General features: G+C 46.6%; 20 protein-coding genes and 1 other RNA gene. 13 read left to right on the top strand and 8 right to left on the bottom strand.

Features of this window, described 5'->3' with window-relative positions; translation table 11 throughout:
• Positions 1–132 precede the first annotated feature (132 nt).
• The 8 genes from NWE95_12825 (at position 133) to ffs (ending at position 11311) form a co-directional block, all read left to right on the top strand.
• On the top strand, positions 133–4884 hold the full coding sequence (locus tag NWE95_12825) for a hypothetical protein (protein ID MCW4004784.1): 4752 nt from the start codon (positions 133–135) through the stop codon (positions 4882–4884).
• A gap of 273 nt (positions 4885–5157) precedes the next feature.
• Positions 5158–6525: an anthranilate synthase component I gene (trpE, locus tag NWE95_12820; protein MCW4004783.1), complete on the top strand. Its 1368-nt coding sequence runs from the start codon at positions 5158–5160 to the stop codon at positions 6523–6525.
• Positions 6522–7112, top strand: coding sequence for an aminodeoxychorismate/anthranilate synthase component II (locus NWE95_12815; GenBank protein MCW4004782.1), 591 nt, complete (start codon positions 6522–6524; stop codon positions 7110–7112). Before trpE ends, NWE95_12815 begins: the two co-directional genes overlap by 4 nt.
• Positions 7109–8167: an anthranilate phosphoribosyltransferase gene (trpD, locus tag NWE95_12810; GenBank protein ID MCW4004781.1), complete on the top strand. Its 1059-nt coding sequence runs from the start codon at positions 7109–7111 to the stop codon at positions 8165–8167. The genes NWE95_12815 and trpD overlap by 4 nt, the downstream gene beginning before the upstream one ends.
• Complete coding sequence (locus NWE95_12805; GenBank protein MCW4004780.1) at positions 8160–8936, top strand: indole-3-glycerol-phosphate synthase; 777 nt, start codon at positions 8160–8162, stop codon at positions 8934–8936. Before trpD ends, NWE95_12805 begins: the two co-directional genes overlap by 8 nt.
• Positions 8933–10129, top strand: a complete 1197-nt coding sequence (gene trpB, locus NWE95_12800; protein MCW4004779.1) for a tryptophan synthase subunit beta — start codon at positions 8933–8935, stop codon at positions 10127–10129. Before NWE95_12805 ends, trpB begins: the two co-directional genes overlap by 4 nt.
• Entirely contained in the window at positions 10126–10929 is an 804-nt protein-coding gene (gene trpA, locus NWE95_12795; GenBank protein ID MCW4004778.1) for a tryptophan synthase subunit alpha, read from the top strand. Before trpB ends, trpA begins: the two co-directional genes overlap by 4 nt.
• Before the next feature lie 67 nt (positions 10930–10996).
• Positions 10997–11311, top strand: an RNA gene (ffs, locus tag NWE95_12790) — signal recognition particle sRNA.
• Between the two features lie 1432 nt (positions 11312–12743).
• On the opposite strand, the gene NWE95_12785 is transcribed toward ffs, so the two are convergent.
• The 5 genes from NWE95_12785 to NWE95_12765 form a co-directional block, all read right to left on the bottom strand.
• Positions 12744–14177 (bottom strand): terminase family protein, encoded by a 1434-nt coding sequence (locus NWE95_12785; protein ID MCW4004777.1) that lies wholly within the window; start codon positions 14175–14177, stop codon positions 12744–12746.
• Positions 14174–14521 carry a hypothetical protein gene (locus tag NWE95_12780; protein MCW4004776.1) on the bottom strand — a complete coding sequence of 116 codons (348 nt, stop codon included), beginning with the start codon at positions 14519–14521 and terminating at the stop codon, positions 14174–14176. Before NWE95_12780 ends, NWE95_12785 begins: the two co-directional genes overlap by 4 nt.
• 14 nt (positions 14522–14535) lie before the next feature.
• Positions 14536–14784 (bottom strand): hypothetical protein, encoded by a 249-nt coding sequence (locus NWE95_12775; protein MCW4004775.1) that lies wholly within the window; start codon positions 14782–14784, stop codon positions 14536–14538.
• Entirely contained in the window at positions 14781–15182 is a 402-nt protein-coding gene (locus NWE95_12770; protein ID MCW4004774.1) for a hypothetical protein, read from the bottom strand. The genes NWE95_12775 and NWE95_12770 overlap by 4 nt, the downstream gene beginning before the upstream one ends.
• Before the next feature lie 120 nt (positions 15183–15302).
• Complete coding sequence (locus NWE95_12765; protein ID MCW4004773.1) at positions 15303–15464, bottom strand: hypothetical protein; 162 nt, start codon at positions 15462–15464, stop codon at positions 15303–15305.
• 71 nt (positions 15465–15535) lie between these two features.
• Between NWE95_12765 and NWE95_12760 the strand changes: the two genes are divergently transcribed.
• The gene (locus tag NWE95_12760) at positions 15536–16801 is read left to right on the top strand and encodes a hypothetical protein (GenBank protein ID MCW4004772.1); all 1266 of its coding nucleotides are present in this window, start codon (positions 15536–15538) and stop codon (positions 16799–16801) included.
• A 154-nt stretch (positions 16802–16955) separates the two neighbouring features.
• Here NWE95_12760 and NWE95_12755 read toward each other — a convergent pair whose 3' ends face one another.
• Together NWE95_12755 and NWE95_12750 are read right to left on the bottom strand one after the other, a co-directional pair.
• On the bottom strand, positions 16956–17213 hold the full coding sequence (locus NWE95_12755) for a type II toxin-antitoxin system RelE/ParE family toxin (protein ID MCW4004771.1): 258 nt from the start codon (positions 17211–17213) through the stop codon (positions 16956–16958).
• A 10-nt stretch (positions 17214–17223) separates the two neighbouring features.
• Positions 17224–17442 carry a ribbon-helix-helix domain-containing protein gene (locus NWE95_12750; protein MCW4004770.1) on the bottom strand — a complete coding sequence of 73 codons (219 nt, stop codon included), beginning with the start codon at positions 17440–17442 and terminating at the stop codon, positions 17224–17226.
• A 142-nt stretch (positions 17443–17584) separates the two neighbouring features.
• On the opposite strand from NWE95_12750, the gene NWE95_12745 reads away from it, so the two are divergent.
• Together NWE95_12745 and NWE95_12740 are read left to right on the top strand one after the other, a co-directional pair.
• Positions 17585–17869: an Lrp/AsnC family transcriptional regulator gene (locus NWE95_12745; protein MCW4004769.1), complete on the top strand. Its 285-nt coding sequence runs from the start codon at positions 17585–17587 to the stop codon at positions 17867–17869.
• 114 nt (positions 17870–17983) lie between these two features.
• Positions 17984–18619 (top strand): TatD family nuclease-associated radical SAM protein, encoded by a 636-nt coding sequence (locus tag NWE95_12740; protein ID MCW4004768.1) that lies wholly within the window; start codon positions 17984–17986, stop codon positions 18617–18619.
• A gap of 242 nt (positions 18620–18861) precedes the next feature.
• Here NWE95_12740 and NWE95_12735 read toward each other — a convergent pair whose 3' ends face one another.
• Positions 18862–19713 carry a hypothetical protein gene (locus tag NWE95_12735; GenBank protein MCW4004767.1) on the bottom strand — a complete coding sequence of 284 codons (852 nt, stop codon included), beginning with the start codon at positions 19711–19713 and terminating at the stop codon, positions 18862–18864.
• Positions 19714–19865: 152 nt separating this feature from the next.
• Here NWE95_12735 and NWE95_12730 point away from each other — a divergent pair, with 152 nt between their 5' ends.
• Together NWE95_12730 and NWE95_12725 are read left to right on the top strand one after the other, a co-directional pair.
• Positions 19866–20849 (top strand): fructose-bisphosphatase class II, encoded by a 984-nt coding sequence (locus NWE95_12730; GenBank protein ID MCW4004766.1) that lies wholly within the window; start codon positions 19866–19868, stop codon positions 20847–20849.
• Between the two features lie 103 nt (positions 20850–20952).
• Positions 20953–22905, top strand: coding sequence for a cation-translocating P-type ATPase (locus tag NWE95_12725; protein ID MCW4004765.1), 1953 nt, complete (start codon positions 20953–20955; stop codon positions 22903–22905).
• The last annotated feature ends 26 nt before the right edge of the window (positions 22906–22931 follow it).

The following is a 22931-nucleotide window of genomic DNA, read 5'->3' as shown; positions in this document are numbered from 1 at the left end:
TCTCTTCATCATAATTGCCAGCAAACCAAAAACCCAAATCTCACATTCTCAAGTCATCTTGCAGGTAAATTATAAATAACGCTCCTTGTAATAGCAGACATAACACCTACCTTCTTGAACAGTTCGGGGTGCATGAAAACGCGCGTACAAAAGGCGTTCAGTACAATTCAGCGAGTAAGTGTACCTTATGCCTTCATTGTGCTCATGGTGTTATCTCCCTTTTTCCTGGACACTGTTACGAGGCAATCTCTCTGGGCGGTTTTTCCCTCTTCAGCATCGTTCTCATCTTCTACAAATAACCTCTCGATAGTAGGTCAGATTGGCGGACCAACCCAGTCAGTAGTGGTCCACGGCAACTATGCCTACGTTGGAATCGGTTTGCGATTGGTGGTGATAGACCTCTCAAATCCTTCGCAGCCTGCAGAAGTAGCGATGACTGCTCCTCTGGCATCTGATGTGGAAGGAATAACAATCTCAAACGGCATTGCGTATGTGGCTGATGGTGTGGGCGGATTGTACCTCGTGGACATCTCTCACCCGACCAATCCAAATATCATAAGCAAGTGCACCACCACTGGCTATGCCGAGAAAGTGGCAGTATCAGGACGTTTTGCCTATCTCGCTGATGGCCCAAGCGGGCTCCGAGTAATAGATGTTTCTGACCCCACTCACCCACGTGAGGTCGGCTCTGCCTACATTCTCGATTATGCTTTCGACGTGGCTGTGGCTGGCAATTACGTGTATGTTGCCGCTGGAGGGGCTGGACTGCTCGTCGCTGACGTTTCAGCTCCGACACACCCATCCGAGATAAGTTCATTGGACACACCTGGCTATTCATATGGAATCGCTGTTTTAGATAGCACCGCATTTATCGCTGACGGCTGGGCAGGTCTTCATATCGCCGATGTGTCCAACCCAGCTCAACCATACACATTAGGGTCGACTCCAACAGAGGGCTGGGCTATGAGAGTTATCGTCAGCGACAATAGAGCCTATGTGGCTGATGAATTCGCTGGACTGACTGTGCTTGATGTTTCCAATACAACTAATCCAACACAAATCTTTGGCGAGGGCCCTCATGAGAAGGGAGGCAGGGGGATGGGACAAGCGGTAGACTTAGCTTTGATTAGAAACGCAGTTTGCCTTGCCGACAGAACGCTCGGCCTCCGGATAATAGATATTTCACGGTTGCCAAGTGGCGTTATGCAGATCGGTTTATTCAGTGAGTTTGGTTATGCAGGCGAAATTGGAGTCTCTGGAAATTATGGCTACGTGGTTGGTGTCACGGCAGGAGATGCCCCTCTCAAGGTGGTGAATCTAACAAACCCTTATTATCCAAGTGTAATATCGTACACTTACAATTCTCCTATAAGGTTCGCAGAAAATTACCGAGGAATCGAGGTCAAAGGTAACATTGCGTATCTGCTCAGTCCGAACGCAATTATGATTTTTGACATTTCCACACCATCGGCACCGGCTCTCCTTTCTACAGTAGACGTATATTCGCCTACTGCTCGAATGAACATCTGCGACGGTATCGCCTACGTCACCACCGAATACGATTGGGAGATGGTTAACGTCACAAATCCAGCAGCACCAGCATTCTTGGGAACACTGCATGATTTCACAGGAGGGCTCGGAAGAGCTAATCAGACCCTTGTTCCAGGCTCGGTTACCGCCTCTGACGGCGTAGCTTACGGAACTTGCGACGGAATACTTTACTCGATAAATGTCTCCGATCCCACGAGGACAAGCATAATTTCGGCCTACGAACTGTCAGGTTTCATAAGAGCGTGGTCTTCCTTTATCACTGGTAATTTTCTCTACCTCATAGGCCCTGCAGGGGATATTATGGTTATTGACATCTCGAAGCCCAATCAGCCAAAAGAGGTGTCTAGGTTGCAGATCCCTGGTGAGGGATGTGGTGTAGCAATCTACGGAACTAGTCTGTATATAGCTGCAGGAGGCCAAGGTCTCCAGATCATAGACATCACAGACCCCGCCAACCCAGTTCTTACGGAGTCCATTGCGTTGCACGGTCGAGCTTTAGGCGTGGCAGTTGAATCCGGCACTGTTTACGTTGGATGCGGTGAGGAAGGCTTGTTCGTTGTTGGCGCTCCAAACCATGCTGCCACCGGCTTCTCAAGTGGGCAATTCAATGCAAACTACAATGTTGCTGCACTCCAGAGTTTCGCAGAAGAGCCACTGACAATAGTGGAGTCACAGACAGGAATCTTGGCAGGTGGCATCGCCGCATCTTCACAGACTATTGCGACTGGCGGTCGCACGACATGGATTGTAAACAGCACAGCTGACAGCAGTAGCCCTGTTACACTCAGGTGGGCCCTTGAACATGCTCAAACCGGAGACAAGATTGTTTTTGATCCTGCCGTATTCCAGCCGACAAATCCAGCTACGATAATGCCTAAGACTGCCTTTCCCCTAATCAGCCAAGGAAGCATCATGATCAGCGCAGTCGGGGCAGGAGTGATTCTCAACGGAACAGACATGCCTTCGAGGAGCAACGGATTGGTAATCACTTCTGACCATAATGTCATAATGGGATTACAGGTTGTAGATTTCCCGTCGGTTGGAATAGGTATTGCTAACGGCTCTTACAACGTCATAGGCGGTAATCATACAATTGGCGAGGGCAACGTCATCAGTGGCAACGTGATTGCTGGCATTAGTATTGTTGAAAATATTCAGGCGCTGTCTACAGATATCCCTTTCAATAACATTAGGGGCGTCTCTGACTTCAACAGGATCCTCGGCAACTACATAGGGACAGATTTTACTGGGGAGCGCACGCTAGGTGTTCAGGGTATTGGTATTTGGCTTGATAAAGCCTCGCATACCACGATAGGAGGTATGTCGCCGGGATACAAGAATGTAATAGCTGGTAATGTTCGAGCGGGCATAAGCATCCTATGGGGTCACGATAACAAAGTGGTAGGAAACTATATTGGTACAGACGCGGCAGGTGAGGCAGTTTTGGGAAACCGTGGTACTGGCATCACCATAGAGGGCGGACCACGTAACGCAATTCGCAACAATGTAATCAGCGGAAACTCGGCAGGAATTACGATTGGCGACGCTGGTGCAGAAGGGAATGTTGTGGCAGGCAATCTTATTGGCACGGATGTGACTGGCACCAAAGTGTTGGGTAACTACGATGGCATTGTGGTTTTTGAATCATTTAACTTAATTGGAGGGGTCTCTCCTTCTGATAGAAATGTGATAAGTGGAAACACTAACGACGGTATTAGCTTCGTACAATGGCCTATAGCAACTGGTAATATCGTAATAGGGAATTATATTGGAAGTGACATCACTGGGACTAAGGTCTTGCAAAGCTCGCAGAAGGGCATCAGGTTGGATTTTGGATCCTATCACAACTTTATCGGTGGCATTGCTTCGGGCGAGGGGAACTTGATTGTTGGAGGTAGCGTAGGTGTGACCATAACGGGTTTCGCTAACTACAACTCCATCACAGGAAATTATGTTGGTACAGGTATTGACGGAAACATGATGTCGCAAAACTATTGGGGCATAGCTGTCAAGGACTCTGAACATAACTTCATTCAAGCCAACATGGTTTCAGGTTCCGACTCGACTGGCATTCAGATCTTTGGTGTAGCTAGCTATAACTGGGTCAGAGCAAATAATGTTTCACAGAGCACTTTCGGAATATCTGTCTCTGGAAATGGTAATGTCATTACTTTGAACAGTTTCAACAACTTTATTAATGGATACGACGGAGGCCAAGCTAACCAGTGGAACTGGGCTGGAAGGGGGAATTATTGGAGTGATTACATGGGAACTGAGATGGGAGATGGCGTCGGAGGCATACCATACTCCATAAACCCAAACGGCATTGATTACTATCCTTTAGTCAAGCCAAATGGAGGATTTGTAGACGTCTGGCTCACGTTAAAAACCAACGTTCCAAACGTTCCCTTAAGCATCAACGGCAACCAGTTCAACACAGATGTTCATGGAAATCTCTTGGCAAAGTTGAGCTACTTTTCGAACTACAATATCACCCTCCCACAATACGTTCAAATCTCTTCCAACATCAGGCTGAAGTTCGAATCCTTCAATGGGGGAAATCAATCCTCACAGTCCATGAGGTTATATCAGAACCGAACGCTTCAGGCTACATACCGAACTCAGTTCTTTGTCTCCATATTGTCAACCTATGACAATACCAGTCGTAGCGGCTGGTATGACGAGGGATCAACCGTTACTCTTTTCCAGTCAATTATGCAGATCGATAATAACACCCGCGATGTATTTGCTGGCTGGACGGGTGCGGGGGGTGACACTGCATCTATGACTATACGAGTTAACGCACCACTTAATCTGACCGAAAGTTGGACTAGACAATACTATTTGATGGTTGTTTCTCAGTTCGGCACAGCCTCTGGCTCAGACTGGTATAACCAAGGGTCAAACGCGTCAATCTCTATCAAGGAAACGGTTGTCGTCGTTAACTCCACACTCATGATGGTATTCAAAGGATGGACTGGGGCTGTGAATTCATCGTCCACTTCTGTAAACGTCCTAATGGACGCTCCTAAGGTCGTGACTACTGTTTGGACAGCCACTACTCTCACTCCCCCGCCATCGCCAACACCAACCTCCACATTAGCTCCAACCCTTTCACCTACACCGACCGCGCCCTCAACTGCAAACCCAACCCCAACTCCAACCGCCCCTATAAACTCGCCCACCACAGGCATGACTACGCCTACTTCCACAATCGGAACTACATCTTCTGCAGGGAATGGATCACATGAGTACGCCTTCTACATTATTGGGGGTGTGGTCGTAGTTATCGTTGTCATGGCACTCCTTACCATTCTACGAAGAAAGAAGTAAACACGTCGCAAATGTTTTTACCAGTTCACTATGCAGGCACCGACCCGAGCCTGAGTACCCTTCTGAGGATGACCTTGTGGTTTGAACCTGAATATTTTCAAAACTGCTGATTGTGGTCGGGTTCAGGTTCAAATCAGATTTAATGTACATTTTTGTACAAGTAAGCCTTAAATAAGTCATTGCTGTATTGTTGTGAACTAATTTGGAGCATGATTAAAATGGGGTATCATCTTTGGCAAAACGCCAACACAAACACAACTCACAATCAATCCAATAAACTATGTTAAATTCAACTACACAAACCAACCCCTAGAAATATTCTCAAAACTCCACCAAAAATACAAAACCGCATACCTCCTCGAATCCATCGAAGGACCACAAAAACTAGCCCGTTACTCATTTTTAGGGTTCGACTCAAAAATAATCATATCAGCCAAAAACGGCACAGTCACCATAACCAACACCAAAACAAACCAAACAACCACCCAACAAACCCATGACCCTTTCAAACTAATCCAAGAGCACCTGCAACCCTACACAAACCACATGGTTGACTTCCGTTTTGTCGGTGGAGCATTAGGATACATATCCTATGACGCCATCAGATACATCGAAAAATTGCCCAGCCAAAAACCAGACGATCTAAAGTTTCCTGATGTGGAAATGGGCATTTTTGAGGATGGTTTTGTTTTTGACCACGCACAAAATCAAGCTTACTACTATTTTAGAAGTGAAAACAGGCTCAAAGAAATTCAAGATTTACTCAAAGAGCCAGCGGTAGAAGAAGAACCGTTCACCTACACCAAACCCGAAGTCAACACAACAAAACAGGCTTTCCAGAAAGCAGTAAAAAAAGCCAAACAATACATCACTGCAGGCGACATATTCCAAGTTGTCCTATCAAAACGCTTCCAATTCAAATATACAGGCAGCCTTCTGACATTCTACAAAAGTCTGCGCCAGATTAACCCCTCACCCTACATGTTCTTCTACAAATCCGACAAACGCCAAATCGTCGGTGCCAGCCCAGAAATGCTGGTTCGTGTTGACAACCGAAAAGTCGTAACTTTCCCAATCGCTGGCACAACGCCCGTCACGACAAACCCGCAAGAAAACCTGCGTCTTGGCAGAGAACTGCTAAAAGACCAAAAAGAACGTGCAGAACACGTTATGCTGGTTGATTTAGCAAGAAACGATTTGGGCAGAATCAGCAAATACGGAACCGTAAACGTTCCCGATTTCATGCAAGTCCACCAGTTCAGCCACGTCCAACACATCGTTTCCCAAGTTATCGGCGACTTAAAAGACGAGTTAGAAAGCTTCGACGCCCTAAAAGCGGTGTTCCCAGCTGGCACTGTTTCAGGTGCACCCAAAGTTCGCGCAATGGAAATCATAGAAGAACTTGAGCCAACACGCCGTGGACCTTACGCTGGAGCAGTCGGCTACTTCTCATGCAACGGCAACTCTGATTTTGCCATAACCATACGCACGCTATTCTCAGAAGGCAACCAAGCTTACATTCAAGTTGGCGCAGGCATAGTAGCTGATTCAATACCTGAAAAAGAGTGGTTTGAAACCGACCACAAAGCAAAGGCACTAATGAAAGCGCTTGAACACGCCGCAGGAGACACAAAAACATGAAGGTACTAATAATCGACAACTACGACTCATTCGTCTACAACCTCGTACAGTACATAGGCGAACTTGGCGCAGAAACAATCGTTTACAGAAACGACCAAGTCAACCTGCAAGAATTAATCAAACTTAAACCCGACAGAATCGTGATTTCGCCAGGTCCAGGCACACCAGAAGACGAAAAATACTTCGGCGTCTGCACCGCGATACTGCAAACCCTAAGCCCAAGCATACCGACATTAGGCGTCTGTCTAGGTCACCAAGGCATAATCCACGCTTTCGGCGGAAAAATCACTCATGCAAAAAAGCTCATGCATGGAAAAACATGCATCATAAAACATGACCAAAAAGGCATCTTCAAAGGTGTCCGCAATCCCTTCTCTGCAACGAGATACCACTCGCTAGCGGGCAAGCGAGATTCCATTCCGCCAAACCTACAGATTACAGCTGAAGCCATAGATGATGGAGAAATCATGGGTATACGGCACGTGAAGTATCCAATTTACGGTGTACAATTCCACCCAGAATCAATCCTTTGCGAAGACGGCAAACTGATAATCAAAAACTTCTTGGAGGGCAAAGACGGCAGATGATACGCGAAGGCATACAAAAAATAATCGAAGGCAACAACCTAACTTACGAAGAATCAGCCCAAATCATGAACGAAATCATGACAGGAAAAGCAACAAATGCCCAAACTGCCGCTTTCCTAACGGCTCTGCGAATGAAAGGCGAAACACCAGAAGAACTAATCGCTTTTGCCTCTGTCATGAGAAAAAACTGCCAGCAAATCCAGCCCCACGTACAAGGACGACTAGTTGACACATGCGGAACAGGAGGCGACAAACTAAAAACCTTCAACGTAAGCACAGCCGCAGCCTTCGTCATCGCTGGCGCTGGAATATCAGTAGCTAAACACGGCAACAGGGCAGTCACAAGCAAAAGCGGTAGCGCAGACGTACTAGAAAAGTTGGGGCTAAACCTCAACTTAGAACCAAAAGCGGTAGAACGTATAATCGAACGGGTTGGTGTCGGCTTCATGTTCGCGCCAGCTTTCCACCCAGCCATGAAATACGTTGCCGAAGCCAGACGAGAAATCGGCATCCGCACAGTATTCAACATGCTTGGACCATTAACAAATCCCGCCTGTGCCAACACTCAACTGTTGGGCGTTTACGACCCAAAAATGGCAGTTTCTATGGCTTGTGCTCTAGCTAAACTGGGCTGTGAAGAGGCTATGATTGTTCATGGGTTTGATGGGTTAGATGAGATTTCAACGGTTGGCAAAACCCTGATTGTACACGTAAAAGACGGGAACATAATCAAAAAAGAAACCCATCCACGCGATTTCGGCATAAGAAAAGCAACAGCAACCGATTTGCAGTTATCAGCTTCTGATGAGAGCGCTGAGACACTCTTTAGAATCCTGTGCGGCAATATAACTAACGAGGCTAAAGCCGAGATTGTACTTGTTAACAGCGCCGCAGGAATTATTATAGGCGGAAAAGCACATAATTACTTGGAAGCCATGGAGTGCGCCAAAGAATCAATCGAAAGCGGACTAGCACTCGCGAAACTCAAAGCTTTGGTGAAAGCGAGTGACGGAAACCTGCAGAAGCTTGAGGAGTTAGAAGCCAAATATGAGTGACTTCCTTGATAAACTTGCAGTTGACGCAAAAGAAACCATTCGTAGTGGTTACTATCAAATCTTTACACCAGTGTACGATTTTTATGTGAGCTTAAAGAAAGCCATCCTTGCATGCAAAAAGAACCCAGTTATCACCGAGATTAAGACTGCTTCCCCCTCGCTGGGGGTAATCCGAAAGAGCGTTGATGTAGGTGAGGTGGCTTTGGCGATGGCGAGAGGTGGAGCAACTGGTATTTCTGTGTTAACGGAGCCTAAACACTTCAACGGCTCATTAACTGCGCTTATAGATGCGCGACTAGCGGTGAAGCTGCCCATTCTTATGAAAGACATCATCCTAAGCCCCATGCAGATAGAGACTGCCGAGCAGATTGGAGCAAACGCCATCTTACTAATCCAAGCGCTTTTTGACCGAGGCTACGGCGAAACCAGCCTAGAAGAAATGATTAGACTGGCTCACAGTCATGGTCTTGAGGTTTTGCTCGAAGTTCACACAGAAAACGAATTCAGCACTGCAATAACGACCAATGCTGACATGATTGGAATAAACAATCGTGACCTTGCAACCCTTAAAACTGATTTGAACGTAACTAAAAAAATCCTTGAGAAAAATAGTGTTAGGGGCTTAACGGTTGTAAGTGAAAGCGGCATCGAAAAGCCTTCGGATTTGAAGTTTTTGGGCGAGTATGGCGCTTCAGCTTTCCTTATCGGCTCAAGCATCATGCTAACAAAAAATATTGAGGAAAAAGTTGCGGAGTTCGTGAACGCATGAAACTAAGCAATTACCCCGTAGATGGAAAATACGGCAAATACGGCGGCAGGTTCGTCCCCGAAATCCTCATGGAAGCAATCAACGAGCTTGAAGAAGCATACATAAACGCCAAAAAAGACCCAGAATTCCAAAAACAACTAGACTACTACCTCTCAGAATACGTGGGCAGACCAACACCACTGTACTTTGCAGAAAACCTCACACGCCAACTTGGCGGAGCAAAAATCTACCTTAAACGTGAAGACCTCGCGCACGGCGGAGCACACAAAATCAACAACACCATCGGGCAAGCGCTTCTTGCCAAGCGCATGGGCAAAACTCGCGTCATCGCCGAGACTGGTGCTGGGCAGCATGGAGTGGCAACAGCGATTGCATGTGCTGTTTTGGGGTTGAAGGCTGAAGTTTACATGGGCACCGAAGACTGCGAGCGCCAGCGGCTTAACGTTTTCCGCATGAAGTTGCTGAACGCGCAGGTGCATCCTGTGGAAACGGGCTCCAAAACGCTCAAGGACTCGATTAACGAGGCATTCCGCGACTGGGTAACCAACCTTGAATGCACTTATTACTTGATTGGTTCAGTGGTTGGGCCTCATCCTTACCCGATGATTGTTCGTGATTTCCAGAGCGTAATCGGCAAGGAACTCAAGCAACAGTTTAAGCAGAAAGAAGGAAGGTTGCCTGATGCATTGGTGGCTTGTGTGGGCGGCGGAAGCAACGCAATGGGCACGTTCTACCAGTTTGAGGATGACGAGGAGGTGGCGCTCTACGGGGTGGAAGCTGCGGGTGAAGGCTTAGAAACAGGCAAACATGCTGCGTCGCTTGGTGCAGGTTCAGAAGGCGTCTTTCATGGCATGTTAACTTACGTGCTGCAAGACAGCAACGGGCAGATTCAGCCTACCAGCAGCGTTTCTGCAGGCTTAGACTACCCAGGCGTTGGTCCAGAGCATTCTTTTCTGAAAATTTCCAAGCGCGCGCAGTATTCTTCTGTGACTGATAAGGAAGCTGTGGAGGCTTTTTTGGCTCTTTGCAGGTCAGAGGGGATTTTGCCTGCGTTGGAATCTGCACATGCCGTAGCGTACGCGATGAAGCTTGCGCCAAAAATGAAAAAGAGCCAATCGATTGTTATTACCCTGTCTGGGCGCGGAGACAAGGACGTGGAAACAATCGCTGATTTTATGGGTGAAAAAATATGAATGCGATAGCAAAAGCATTCCACAAAGCGAAAAATCGCGGGAACGGTTTGCTTATTGGCTACATTACTGCTGGTGACCCAACGCCACAGCAAACGCCGCGGATCGCTGATGCGCTCCTTCGTGGGGGAGTGGATATTTTGGAGTTGGGGTTGCCGTTTTCTGACCCGATTGCGGATGGGCCGACGATTCAGGCTGCGAGTTTGCGTGCTCTAAATGCGGGAACCACGCCGATGAAGGTTTTGGAAATTGCTAAAAAAATCAAGAGCGGGCATGATGCGCCTGTGGTTGTGATGACGTATTATAATCCTGTGTTTCGGATTGGGTTGGACAAGTTTTTGGGTGTTGCAAGGGAGCATAGGGTTGATGGGTTTATTGTGCCTGATTTGCCTGTGGAAGAAGCCGATGAATACAAGAAAACCGCGAAAGCGCATGGGTTGGATACGATTTTTTTGGCTACGCCGTCCACGAGCAACGAGCGCTTAACTAAGATTGTTAACGCTTCATCGGGCTTTCTGTATTTGGTTTCGCATTACGGCGTTACGGGCGCTAAAACAACTGTTGAGGAGTCTACGGTTGAGCTGATTAAGCGTGTTGCGCCTTTTACGGCGGGGAAGATTCCGTTGGCGGTTGGGTTTGGCATCTCCAAGCCTGAGCATGTGAAAACTGTGATTGCGGCAGGTGCGGATGCAGCCATCGTGGGGAGTGCGTTCATTAAAATTATTCAGAAAAACAGTAAAACTATGCTAAGCGAGTTGGAAGCAGTTGCTCGAACCTTAAAGGTTGCTTCTGAAAAGTTGTAGAACACCCCGAAATGGTGGCGGTTTATTCGGGAAGGTTTTAAAGTTTGATTGAGCCTTCTATGTGCGGCGATGGATCTTAGGCGGTGGGTTAGGGGTCCATTACTTCCGTAAATCCTCTACATGACGGGCTGACATCTGCGGATGAGGCGTTCGTGGCCGCTTGGGTCTTCATTTCCGAAGCGTTGAGTATCCGTCCTTTGGGGCTGGCGGTCGGTGGGTAGCTTCCGTAGGGGAGTTGTTTCATCGTTTGGCAGGCGAATCTGGCTAGGCTCGGGAGAGAGCAACCTAAGTTTGGACGTTATGCGCTCAAGGGGGTGCGGGTATGAGTGTAGGGTTTGGAGACGTAGGTGGATTCTGGGCGTCGAACCGCAGTGGTCCATCGCTACTTTGCCAGTGTAGGTAGGTTTTTGTTTGGTTTGTGAAGCTGAGTTTTTTTAGTGTTTCTGCGAGTTGTGTGGTGGTTTGGGTTTGGATTTTTTGTGTGAATTCTTGGTGTTTTGGGTAGATGTTTTTTGTGGGTGCGAGTTTTCTGCGTATGGTTGGGTCGTGTTTGGAGAGGTTTGTTAGGATGTTGATGATTGGTTGTGTGCCTGTTTGCTGGATTTTTTGTTGGTTGTAGTTTGTTGATGCCATGAGTGCTGTGTCAAAGCCGAGTTTTTCTAGTTCTTGTAGCGCGTTTGTGACGTGTTTGTTGGGTGTGCTTTGTGCGATTTTTTGCATGCCTGCTTTTTCGAAGAACGGGTTGTATTTTGCCATAACTGCTACGGTTTCGATATGCGGTGTTCCCGCGAGCGGTAGTGTGTCGTGTACGAGTTTTTCTCCTAAGCCGATGCTTCGGTATTTTGGGTGGATGATTACGCGGCTGATTGCGCTGACTTCTGTTTGGAGTTGTTTTATGTTGCCTTTCCAGACTTTGCTTCTGCCGAAGCTTGTGGGTGTGGGGTAGCTGTAGACGATTACTCCGCAGAGTTGGTTTTTGTGTTTTAGGGTGAAGATTTTTCTTGTTGGTGGTAGCCGTGTGGTGCGGTAGTGGAATTGGCTTAGTTGTTGGTAGTCTTGTTTTGTGCCGGGTTGGATTTTGATTTGTTTTGTTAGGGTGCATTGTTTTGCTGTGGCTTTTGGGTGGTATGTTACGGTGACTTCTTTGCCGTAGCGTTTGTGGATGTGTACGTTTGGTGCGAAGTCGCGTTGGATGTCTTTGTGTGTGGTTGCGGCGATGACTGCTTTGCCCATTTTGCGTGCTGTGCGTTGTAGGTTGTAGGCGACGATTTTTGCTGTGTCGCGGTCTAGTGTGCTTGTGAATTCGTCTAGGAGCCAAAACGGCTTTTGTTGTGCTGCTAGGAGTGCGATTTGGTAGCGGTGTTTTTGTCCGTCGCTTAGTTGTTTGTATGGTCGTAGGAATAGAAATGCGTCGTTTAGTCCGACTTGGCTTAGGGCTTGGATTGCTTGTGTGGTGTTGTTGCCTATGGTTTCGATGATGGGTTGGTCGTGGTTGATTTGTAGGTCTTTTGTGTCTTGGGCTTCTGTGCCGAGGTCGGCTTTGATGGCTTTTAGGAGTGCGCTTTTTCCGCTTCCGCTGTCTCCTGTGATTAGCACGATGTCTGTTGGTTTTATACAAATGCTGATGCTGTCGAATAGCGTGAATTTTCTTGTTTGGTCTGCACCGAGCCCGAATGCTTCTGCAACCTCTTTTGTGCGTTCTGTTAGTATGGGTGGTGCTGTGGTGTAGCTGATGTCTATTGTGAATGTGCTGGTTTGCCGATTATAGGTGCGTTTGAGGCTGCGTATGTGGAAATGTTCGGGTCTTCGGTGTCTCATCTTGTTTCACCTCCTGTTTTGTGGGTTTGTAGTCGTTGCCGCAGACCGCGCAGGGTGTTTTTTGCTCTGAAGGTTTTGTTTACTATCCAGAGTTTTGGTGTGGGCGGTGTTCTTGCGGCGTAAGTTGCTAGGGCGAGTGCCCAGAAGCGGTCGTCATGTGTTCCCAGTGGGTGGTTAAGGCGGATTTTGCCGTCTTTGGTTAGTTCGTAGGTTTCTAGGTTTAGTTCTGCTATGAGTTGGCTGTCGTAGGGGATTTGGAGGCGTTTTTCGGTCATGGCTTGTTTTAGGTGTTGTGCCATTTCCTGTTTGGTTTCTGGTGTGAAAGTTACGCCTTCTGTGTTGTGGAGTCCTGTGTTTTTCATGTCTTCGGTGATGTATTCTCCTACGCCTGTTTGGTCGACTAGTGTTTTTCTGATGGTTTGCCATCTATCGCTGATGGTTTTGACGTAGCCGATGACGCTTGCGTAGGGTGTTTCTAGTGGGAACTTGTGGAGGTGGACGAGGCTTAGTTGTTGCTGGTCTGCCTTTACGATGGCTAGCACGCTTGGGTCTTGGTGTTTACCTAAATCTAATCCAGCGTAAAAAGTGCCTCTGACTGTTGTTTCAAAGTTGATGTAGTCGAGGGTGTGTTCGATGCATTGGGTGATTAGGGCTTGGGTTAGCCAGACGTTTTGGTTTTCTGACCATTCTGCTTGCATTTCGCGTTGCCATCGGCTGGGGCCGCCTTCGAGTTGGCGTTTTATGCGGTTTAGGATTTGTTGTTTTAGTGGTCCGTTTGGTTCTAGTGCTTGTTGGTATGTTACGTGTGTTTTTGCGTAGTCTTGGTAGGTTGGGTTGTGGAAGATTTTGTAGAAGATGCTATCGGTGTGCCATGGTGTGCTTGTAGCGATGAATTTGCCGTTTGTTGTGCCCAGTGTGAAGAGCATGGCGTCGTAGAGTTCTTCATCGTTTGGTATGAAGTTGAATTCGTCTGCGTATACGATGTGGAGTTTTGGTCCTCTGATGGTTTCGGGGTTGTTTGGGTAGGCTTCGATGTTGCTGCCGTTGGTGAGTGTTACAGTTGTTTTTTGGGGTTTTTTGTATTGAGTTTTTGGGATTTTTGATAGGAAGTTGTTGATGTGTTTTATGATTAGTTTTGTTTGTCTCCAGCTTGGACCAACTATGCCGATGTTTGTGTCGGGATGTGTTAGCGCATAATGGAGCAGAAGTGCGCTTATGGTGTGGCTTTTTCCTGTTTGGCGTGCCCACCTTGCGGCTATGAACTGGTTTGTTTGGAACTGGTTTATGAGTTCTGTTTGGTATGTTGTTGGTGTGAAGCCTAAGGTGTCTTTGCAGAAAACTAGCGGGTCAGGCGAAACAGTGAATTTTTGTTTTGAGGCGACTGTTTGCTTTATTTTTTTAATATCCCGCTTGAACTGCGAGATACTCACTGCTTGTCAAGTTCCCCAACAATCTTCTTTAGCTCCTCAAGTTCATCCTTGATTTGGCTAATATCGTAAGTTTTGGTTATGCTGTTGATAACTTGGCTAATGTAAGTTGCGAGTCTAGCCCAGTTCTGTTGTTCGGCTGTTTTGTTGCCGCGTGTTGACTGAACTTGGTCAACAGCCGTTTCCTGAAGTGCTTTAAGTTCCATTATTAGTTGAGCACGCATCCGTTGTGTATTGCCATCAAATCTCTCGGTTAAGTTGGAGATTCTCTTTTCTATGAAACGTGTGGAGCGGCGTTTTGACCTACCCCCTATAGGTTTGTGCATAGAGTTTCTAATAGGCTCCAAATATGTTCGTCTCCTCAACTCGCCTTCTGAGAAATCAGTATCCCTGTGATAGTTCCAATCAAGCCCGTTATTGCCGCGAAAACTTCACTGTTCCAAGTACCCAAAATCGCTAAATGTGCAATCTCCAAAGCAGTTAAACTAAAGGTTAACGCAATTACGACTTTTGTGCCCAGCACTAACCGTTCATCGGGCTCCACAGCCTCTGCCAAACCTTTTTTGCCGTTTCTCTTGCTTGTAAGCGCACGTTTTACCCAATCGGTCAATGGTTTCTAAGCCTCCGCTGGCTACATCTTGAACGGTTGTACGTAGTTTTCTCGCTCTTTGCCTTCTCGTTGATAGTGAAACTGTGCAACAAAACTTTGGCTTCCTCTGCATTGACATGCGCTTTTTCGACAACGGTTGCGCCTGTCGCCCACGGCAGAGGGATGGCAGTGTAGTCTATGTCATAAAGCCCATCACTAAAACAAAACACGTTTTGAGCTAAAATCACATGCTCCCTTCTTTTGCCCAAGACGCCGATGAACACGCCCCAACTCTTGACAGGCACGTCTATGCCACCTATGCCGTTGCTTAGGCTTTTGCCTATGCTGGCGTCTGACCATTCTATGCAGACGAGGTCGCCTGCAACTAAACTTTTAACTTGACTGATTGCTTCCTTCAAAGCCTTTCTTCCTCCGAGGGAAGGGAGTGCATATCGTATATATAAATACTCACGAAATTCACCAATTGCAAAATTTACCAATTGGTAAACGAGCGAGGAATGCACATGTCATTTCTAAAGTTAGTGGCGTCTTAGGAAGAGCCAAAGTACCTGCAACAGTATTCCACCAAAGAGAAAGCTAGTGGCTTCGCTATATCGACCAAGCAATGCTAAAGTCCCTGCGAGGGCAATTGCTATGCTTGGTGGATTTTTGGCGAATATTTTTATTATTGCTTGTAGCATTTTTTCACCTCTCTGTCACTATGTTATCAAAAAGGCAGAATTAAATAAAACTGTGCTATTAAATAGCAACTATGCAAACTACTAAAGTAGATGCCATAGTCTCTGCATGGCAGAAAGAGGGTGAAGTGCTCGCGTATTCTCAAATTAAAAAATATTTAGTCAGCAAAGAAATTATCACTAAGACAAATGATCGATCGCTATCCCGATGGTTAAGAAAGCTAGTCGGTGAAGGCATTTTAGAAAAAACCTCCGAAGGTTATGCTTTGGTGACAAAGCCTAATGAGTATCATGTTTTCGATTACCTTAATGACTTAAGACAAAAATTTAACAAGAATATTTATGAGGGAGAAGTCGGCGAGTTTTTTTCACATATAAGTGCGCTTACTTATCTTAACTTCGATGAAACTTTAGTACGAAATTCTGATGAAAAAATCTCAATGAATATCCTCACAGTAAGACTAGCTGAATTATTTTCAGCATTATTTTACCTAAGAAATACGATAATTAAAAGAAGATGTGGGCTCGAACACCTTTCACTGCCTGTAGACGTACTTCAAGAAACGATAGTAGGTCTCGCTTTAAGGGATATGCACCGAAAAGACGTTAAAGATATAATTAAAGAGTATACTCGGTCGTTAGATGCAGAGAGTAAAAAAACAATTAATCAATTATGGTTGGCAAACAAACGACAAAGCAACAACATCGACAACGAATTAGGTGACGATATCTTTTTTGATATCCTCACTGAGAATGTTGAAGAAAATAAAAAATATCTCAAAACTGTTGCTCATTTAGATATCGATAAATATGATATTGGGCAATTGAAAGATAAATATGTTAAAATTGAAAGAAATATTCAGGAGAAACACAAAAAAGAGTTGGAAGAAAATAATGGTTTCTCCTACAGCAAGGAAGAATCAGAACTTGAACATACTTATCGAATGGCAATTCTAACGCAAGTTGTCATGGCTGTACAGGCTCTTGAGACTAATTTGGAGGACTTTGCGGTTATACTCACACGCCATCCTGCAACGATGAACCAGTATTATACTCCTGAGCACATTTTTTATGAAGCGATGACTTGGGCAATCAAAGAACCAGAAGATAAATTGGGCAAAGAAATTTGGAGAGAAATGCGTGAGGAAGAGAAAAGCTATGAAAGCATGGTGGCAGAAAAACTGATGCATTCAGCAAGATTACCGCCTCAGGACTACGATAAACTCCGTATTTTACCATGGGTTAAAATGCAATTGCCAAAATACGGGAGTTTTGACATCATTCTTAAGCGGTATACCGAAAAATGGAAAAAGTACTATCGAAAGACAAAAAACTATTAGTGTTCAACGAACCATGCTCTAGTGTCTCACTTGCTTTTTCTTTAATTAGTTTTAGTTGTAATGTAAGATGACGGTTTGGGGTTTTTTGTGGAAGGGTTTAGTGTGTGGCAGGGCTTGGGGCTGGGGTACGGCGTGCGCGGAAGGTTTGTGTTTGTTAGAGTATTTTTGTGAAGTTGCCGTACACGTTTTTTCGGTGTCCCACAAATAGCACGATTACCTCTTTTTTGTCTTTGTTTATCTCGTAGATGGCTCGGTAATCGCCTGCTCTTGTTTTCCAAAAGTGGGCTGGGTGTAATTGTTCTCCAGCTTTATAGGGATCAACGGCGAGCTCTCGGAGTGCTTGTTTTATGCGTTCTTGGTTTTTATTATCTATTTTTTGGAATGCCTTCGCCGCTTTAGGTCGCAGAAGCACCCTATACAAGTCAGAGGTCCTCTAAGGGGATGAGCTCTTCAGGGTGCTCTTTGGCTTGCTGGCTCTCTTTTTGCAGCATCTCGTAGAAATTGCGGGTTTTTTCCCGTTCCTCATAAAGGCTGATTATGGTTTTTATGGCATCGCTTCGGCTTTTGAATTTGCCTTCAGCTACCCACGCATCAATTTGCTCGAGAGTTTTTTCTGGGAGTCTAAGTTGCACTTGAGCCACGAAGTTCACCGTAAACAGAAATGTTTACAACACACTTAAACCTTACCCCAACCCCCACACAAAACCAACACGCACCACACCAAAAAAACAGAAAATCGTTTTATACCCCACCCCACAATACACTTCTTGGTGAAAAACAAAGTTGGCTCATTCTAAACAAAAATACCTCGCCATGATCAAAATCAGCCCCAACATGGCAGCAAAACTCTACGAGCCCCTCATGGAATTCGAAGCCCAACCAATCGAAGGCGTACGCCTCCAAGAGGCGTATCAAGTGTTTGGCAGATGGGACTTCGCCATCCTCTTCGAAGCCGACTCTAACGCTGCCGCACTGCATTTTGTTGGCGACAAAATCCGCCTCGTCGAAGGCGTCCTAGAAACGCTAACGATTCCAATCTCGCCCATCAAAGACTACACAAAACAATAATCAAACCCACTTTTTCTATTCACACCAACCCTGCCACTTTTACTCTGCAAAAAGCGGCTACTCCGCAAACACTAAATAAAGAATCTCAGCCTTAGGTACATTTCAGAAAAACATATGCCACAACAAGACAACAAAGCCCCAGCAACAGTTTACTGGTTAGACAACACGCTCTACCTAAACGTCACCAACCAGTGCAGCAACAGTTGCTACTTTTGCCTGCGGCGCTACCGCCAAGGCGTCGGAGGCTTCAACCTCAAACTCACAGCCGAACCTACAGTAGAGCAAATCACAACTGAACTGGAAAAAGTCTTGCACATGCGAAGCTGGGATGGGCTGGTCTTCTGCGGTTTCGGCGAACCTACACAGCGGCTGGATGTGCTCTTGGAGGTGGCGCGGTGGGTGCGAGCGCACTATGGCAGACCGCTACAGATTCGCCTCGACACTAACGGGCACGGCTACGTGCTCAACAAGGGCAGAGCTGTGGCGGCTGAACTCAAGGCGGCAGGAGTGGACAAGGTTAACGTGAGCCTCAACGCGCCTGACAGGGCAACGTATGAGGAAATCTGCAAACCCGCAATCCCCAACGCGTACGAGGCAGTTCTTGATTTCATCAAAAAAGCCAAAGCAATGCTTGACGTTGAGGTGACGGCAGTGCGCTTGCCCGAAGTTGACATAGCCCGCGTGCAAAAAGTCGCCGACGATTTAGGCGTGCCGTTTAGAGTGCGCGAGTACATCCCTTGCTTCTTCTGAAAAAATCGTGCTTAAACACTGTTTAGTGCCAAGTTTCCCTTGCAGAACACTACAGGCAGAGCAAAAAAGTTATAAAGCAACACTAACCATGCCATTTGTTGGAGAGAAAAAAACTGAAAAAAACTCCGCTCTTCGAGTTCGAAGTTCCACGCTACAGAAAACCCCCAATCGGACTCGCTTTTTACCACAAAGAACCACGATAAACCCGCAATCCCTAAGGCGCCTCAAACCTTGGGATTGTTTTAGATAGATGTTTTTCTCAAACTAAAAGAAGCGCCAACCGCTCGCCTGTTAACATAAAGCACAACCGCAAGCAGCAACAAAGTCACAGCCAAAATCGCCAGAGCCCACAGGGGGAATTCAGGTATTTCATCAGCGTCAGAAAACACCACTACTAAATCTCCCAGCAAATTATTGTATTCCGAACGTAACTCTATCGCAACAACATCCCAGCCATCCTGTTTTGTAACAGCGTAGTCTGCAGGATTCCAGTCGCTTGGCGCATCAGACATGCCTGTAGTGTAAGCCCGCACGTCAGTGGTGTTTGCTTCCATACGCACAGTAAAATAAGCGGTGGAGACGCTGTTTTCTGGCGAAAGGTATGGACTGATGTTTAGGTCATAGAGAAACACGTAGCTGTTGTTGACTCTCTGGAGCGGATGCTCATAATGAATTTTGAGCACAAAAGAGTCTGAAACGTCTGGCAGAACAGTGTAAATCATCCACCAGTCTCCAAGGGCAGTGTGATGCAAAGCTTCAGGATACGCTTGCGTGTAATTGCTCCAAGTGAGTTCGCTGTCGCCCAGCCACACGTGAATATTTGTGGTTTGTGGTGGCATGGGGTAAACCATGGGCAAGTCGCCGCCGATTTCGCAGTCTGGCTCGGTTTGGATGCTGATGGGGTAGTTGCCGTCGATTTTTGCCCACAGAGTCCCGTTGATGCGTGTGATAGTGTAATTAATGTGCTCCGCTGGCATGGAAAGCATGAGGCTTGAACCAGTGGGGTTGGCAGATGCAAAACCGACGCACTGCACTGTAGCTAACGCTAAAAACAAAAGTGCCAAGATGAAAGTTACTGCAGACTTTTGGTTCATTAAAAAATCTATGGTCAAAGGTTGGTTTTATCCCTTTGCTAACTCCCGAGAAGCATCGGTCTTCCAATGAAAAGTTCTGGTTTTTTTCGCGCAAACTTAATAATCAGTTGCCTAACTCAATACAGCACATCAGAGCTAATGAGGAAAACAATTTGGTTTCTCTAAGAGCATTAGCCCCATCATTAACAAGAATAACCATCGCCGCAGCAGTAGGCGCAGCCTTTCACGTCGGACAAGGAGATTGCGACTTAGTTGATAAAAACGCCGTTGAATTCTCAAGAGCCGTTCTTGCACAAACAGATATCGAAGGAGAAGTAATCTGCTGTGAAGGACCAAAAGACCACGCACCAGCATTCAACTTCAGAGAAAGAGTCGGAACACAAAAAGGTCCTAAAGTAGAATTCATCGTAGACCCAGTGGACGGCACCACAGCAGCCAGCAAAGGCAGAAAAGACGCCATATCAGCACTTGCCTGTGCACCAGCAGGATGCTTCCAAGTCCTACCAGATGACGGCTACTACTTTAAAATCGCAACAGACCACCACTCCATCGGCAAACTATCAATGGACATGAGCATCGAAGAAATCGTGCGAACAGTAGCACGCGAAAAATCCATGCCACTACAAAACTTCACCGTTATCATGTTGGACCGTGAAAGACACAACGAAATTCTAAAAACATTACGAAAACTAGGCGTAAGAATAATACAAATCCCCGACGGAGATATCGCTGCCGCAGTGGTTTCATGCTTCCCGCAGTCAGGTGTTGACTTGCTCATAGGTGCAGGCGCAGGTCCAGAAGCAACTATAGCTGCAACAGCAGTCAAGTGTATGGGCGGAACCATGCTTGTGAAAGTTTGGGATGACAAAAAAGACCCCCAACGCATGGAACGCTTAACTAAAGCAGGCGTGGATGTAAACAAAACCTACAACCAAGATGAGCTGGCGAAAGGGCAAGAACTAGTGTTTGCCGCTTCAGGTGTAACAAAAGGCGAACTATTAGACGGCGTACGCTTAATTCGTGATGGCGCAATTGTGCAGTCAATTTGTATGCGGCTACCGAGCGGAACCATCGAGAAATCTGAGACTATTCTGCGTTTCAAAGGGCACCCCGTCTACAAGCAATTCTTACCCTAATTTTCTCTTCTTTTTTAGAAGACTTTTAATGCGTCTTACCATTCTACTCTCAGTAAGAGTATTATCAAGCGAGTTTTCTACGATACCACGGTCTTGAGGCTGAATGGCTGCATGTGAAGAGAAACCGAAAAAAGAATCAACCGAAGAAGAGCAACATAAGAAAGTGCTGATTGGGCTGGGCATTTGGCTAATCCTCACCATCGTCATCAGCGGTTTGCTGGACCTGTTTGTGCAAGGCATCCCTCTTGGCTTCACAGTACCCGTCATCAACGTGGAAGCAAGCGTATCAATGGTTCTCTACTATACAGCAATTCTTGCTTCAGCCGTCTACATCGGAGTCATCGGTTTAAAAGAACTGTTTATTGAAAGACGCTTCAGCGTTGAGTTTTTGATGGCTGTCGCGGGTCTGGGCGCACTGTTTTTGGATTACCGCTTCGAAGCAGCGACAGTCCTGTTTCTCTACACGCTGGCAGAGTATTTTGAAGGTTACATCCAAGACAGGGCAAGAAGAACCGTGGAAAAAATATCCAAAGTCATCCCCGAAACAGCACGCGTGCTAAACGGCACCGAAAAAACCGTAAACGTGAAAGAAGTGGAATCAGGAGCAGTTATCCTCGTCAAGCCAGGCGAAAGAATCCCCCTAGACGGCAACATAATTGAAGGCTTCTCACATGTTGACCAAGCACTGGTCACGGGTGAATCGGTGCCTGTGCCGAAAAAAGTTAACGACTGCGTATTCGCTGGCACAATGAACATGAACGGCGTGCTCAAGATTGCGGTGACTAAGAAGGCAACAGAAACCTTAGTGTCACGCATCGTTGAGCTTGTTGTTGAGTCACAGAAACGTAAAGCCTCCATAGAACGCTTAGTTGACAGGTTCGCAAAAATTTACGTACCCATCGTCATTACACTTGCAGTTTTCACCGCTGTGGTGCCGCCGTTTCTTTTAGGCGGAACATTTGAAACTTGGTTCTACCGCTCCCTCATCTTGCTGGTAGTCTCATGTCCCAGTGCATTCATTATTTCTGTTCCCGCAACCGTCTTCATCGCTATAACAATCGCTGCAAAACGAGGCGTCATAATAAAAGGCGGAATCTTTATCGAAAAACTAGCCAAAGTAAAATCCGTAGTCTTTGATAAGACAGGTACGTTAACGCTTGGGCGGCAAGCGGTTCATGAAGTGCGGCGAGTCCACGTCTCGGAGGCTGAAGATGAAGCGCTGACTTACGCCGCGGCGCTTGACCAGTTTTCTAACCATCCCATTGCTCAGGCTATCGTGCGTAAAGCTGTAGAGCGAGGCATCGATTTAAGCAAAGTCAAAGTTATTGACGTTGTAGAGGTGCCAGGCAAAGGCATTGTTGGCATAGTGAACGATAAACACGTAGCCATCGGCAACGTCGAGTTCATGCGTGAGTTGGGCTGCGACTGCACCGAAGCCTTCGAAATCACCGAGGGCGACATTCACACTGCGGTTTGTGTTTCGGTTGGCAAGACAGGTTTAGCCGCGGTCTGTGTGGTTGACGAGGTTAGGGAAGACGCTCTCAAAGCAGTAGGTGCCCTCAAACGGGCAGACATCAGAACAGCCATGTTGACGGGCGACAAGGCAGACATTGCTAAAGATACTGCGCAGTCGCTGGGCATTGATGACGTGCATGCGGAACTGTTCCCTGAAGACAAACTGCGCATTGTCGAGGAAATGAAGGGCAAAGAAGGCTTAGTAGCCATGGTCGGCGACGGCGTTAATGATGCTCCCGCGCTTGCCTCTTCCGATGTCGGAATTGCCATGGGCGCACGCGGAGTCGATGTAGCCCTTGAATCGGCAGACGTGGTGCTGGTGAAAGATGAGCTTGCGCAAATCCCCTACTTAATCAACTTGAGCAAGAAAACCATGGTTATTGCTAAACAAAACATTGCGGGCTCACTAATCGTCAAGTTCGTTTTGGGCGCTTTAGGCTTGCTTGGCTTGACGCCGTTGTGGTTCACGGTGGCGGCAGGCGACGACGGCGTCACAATGCTTCTTTTGCTCAACACACTACGGCTTGAAAGAGTAAAGTAGCTGTGAAATGTTAATTAGGGCTGAAC

This window comes from Candidatus Bathyarchaeota archaeon (assembly GCA_026014725.1).
Taxonomy (GTDB): Archaea; Thermoproteota; Bathyarchaeia; order Bathyarchaeales; family Bathycorpusculaceae; genus Bathycorpusculum.
Note: the sequence above shows the minus strand (reverse complement) of the source record. Positions and strands in the feature narration are given on the sequence as shown.

Bases quoted from the DNA above. Each gene is read 5' to 3' on its own strand.
- NWE95_12825 (MCW4004784.1), top strand. From the start codon at position 133: ATGAAAACGCGCGTACAAAAGGCGTTCAGTACAATTCAGCGAGTAAGT.
- NWE95_12815 (MCW4004782.1), top strand. From the start codon at position 6,522: ATGAAGGTACTAATAATCGACAACTACGACTCATTCGTCTACAACCTC.
- trpD (MCW4004781.1), top strand. From the start codon at position 7,109: ATGATACGCGAAGGCATACAAAAAATAATCGAAGGCAACAACCTAACT.
- NWE95_12805 (MCW4004780.1), top strand. From the start codon at position 8,160: ATGAGTGACTTCCTTGATAAACTTGCAGTTGACGCAAAAGAAACCATT.
- trpB (MCW4004779.1), top strand. From the start codon at position 8,933: ATGAAACTAAGCAATTACCCCGTAGATGGAAAATACGGCAAATACGGC.
- trpA (MCW4004778.1), top strand. From the start codon at position 10,126: ATGAATGCGATAGCAAAAGCATTCCACAAAGCGAAAAATCGCGGGAAC.
- NWE95_12765 (MCW4004773.1), bottom strand. From the start codon at position 15,464: ATGCTACAAGCAATAATAAAAATATTCGCCAAAAATCCACCAAGCATA.
- NWE95_12760 (MCW4004772.1), top strand. From the start codon at position 15,536: ATGCAAACTACTAAAGTAGATGCCATAGTCTCTGCATGGCAGAAAGAG.
- NWE95_12740 (MCW4004768.1), top strand. From the start codon at position 17,984: ATGCCACAACAAGACAACAAAGCCCCAGCAACAGTTTACTGGTTAGAC.
- NWE95_12735 (MCW4004767.1), bottom strand. From the start codon at position 19,713: ATGAACCAAAAGTCTGCAGTAACTTTCATCTTGGCACTTTTGTTTTTA.
- NWE95_12725 (MCW4004765.1), top strand. From the start codon at position 20,953: ATGGCTGCATGTGAAGAGAAACCGAAAAAAGAATCAACCGAAGAAGAG.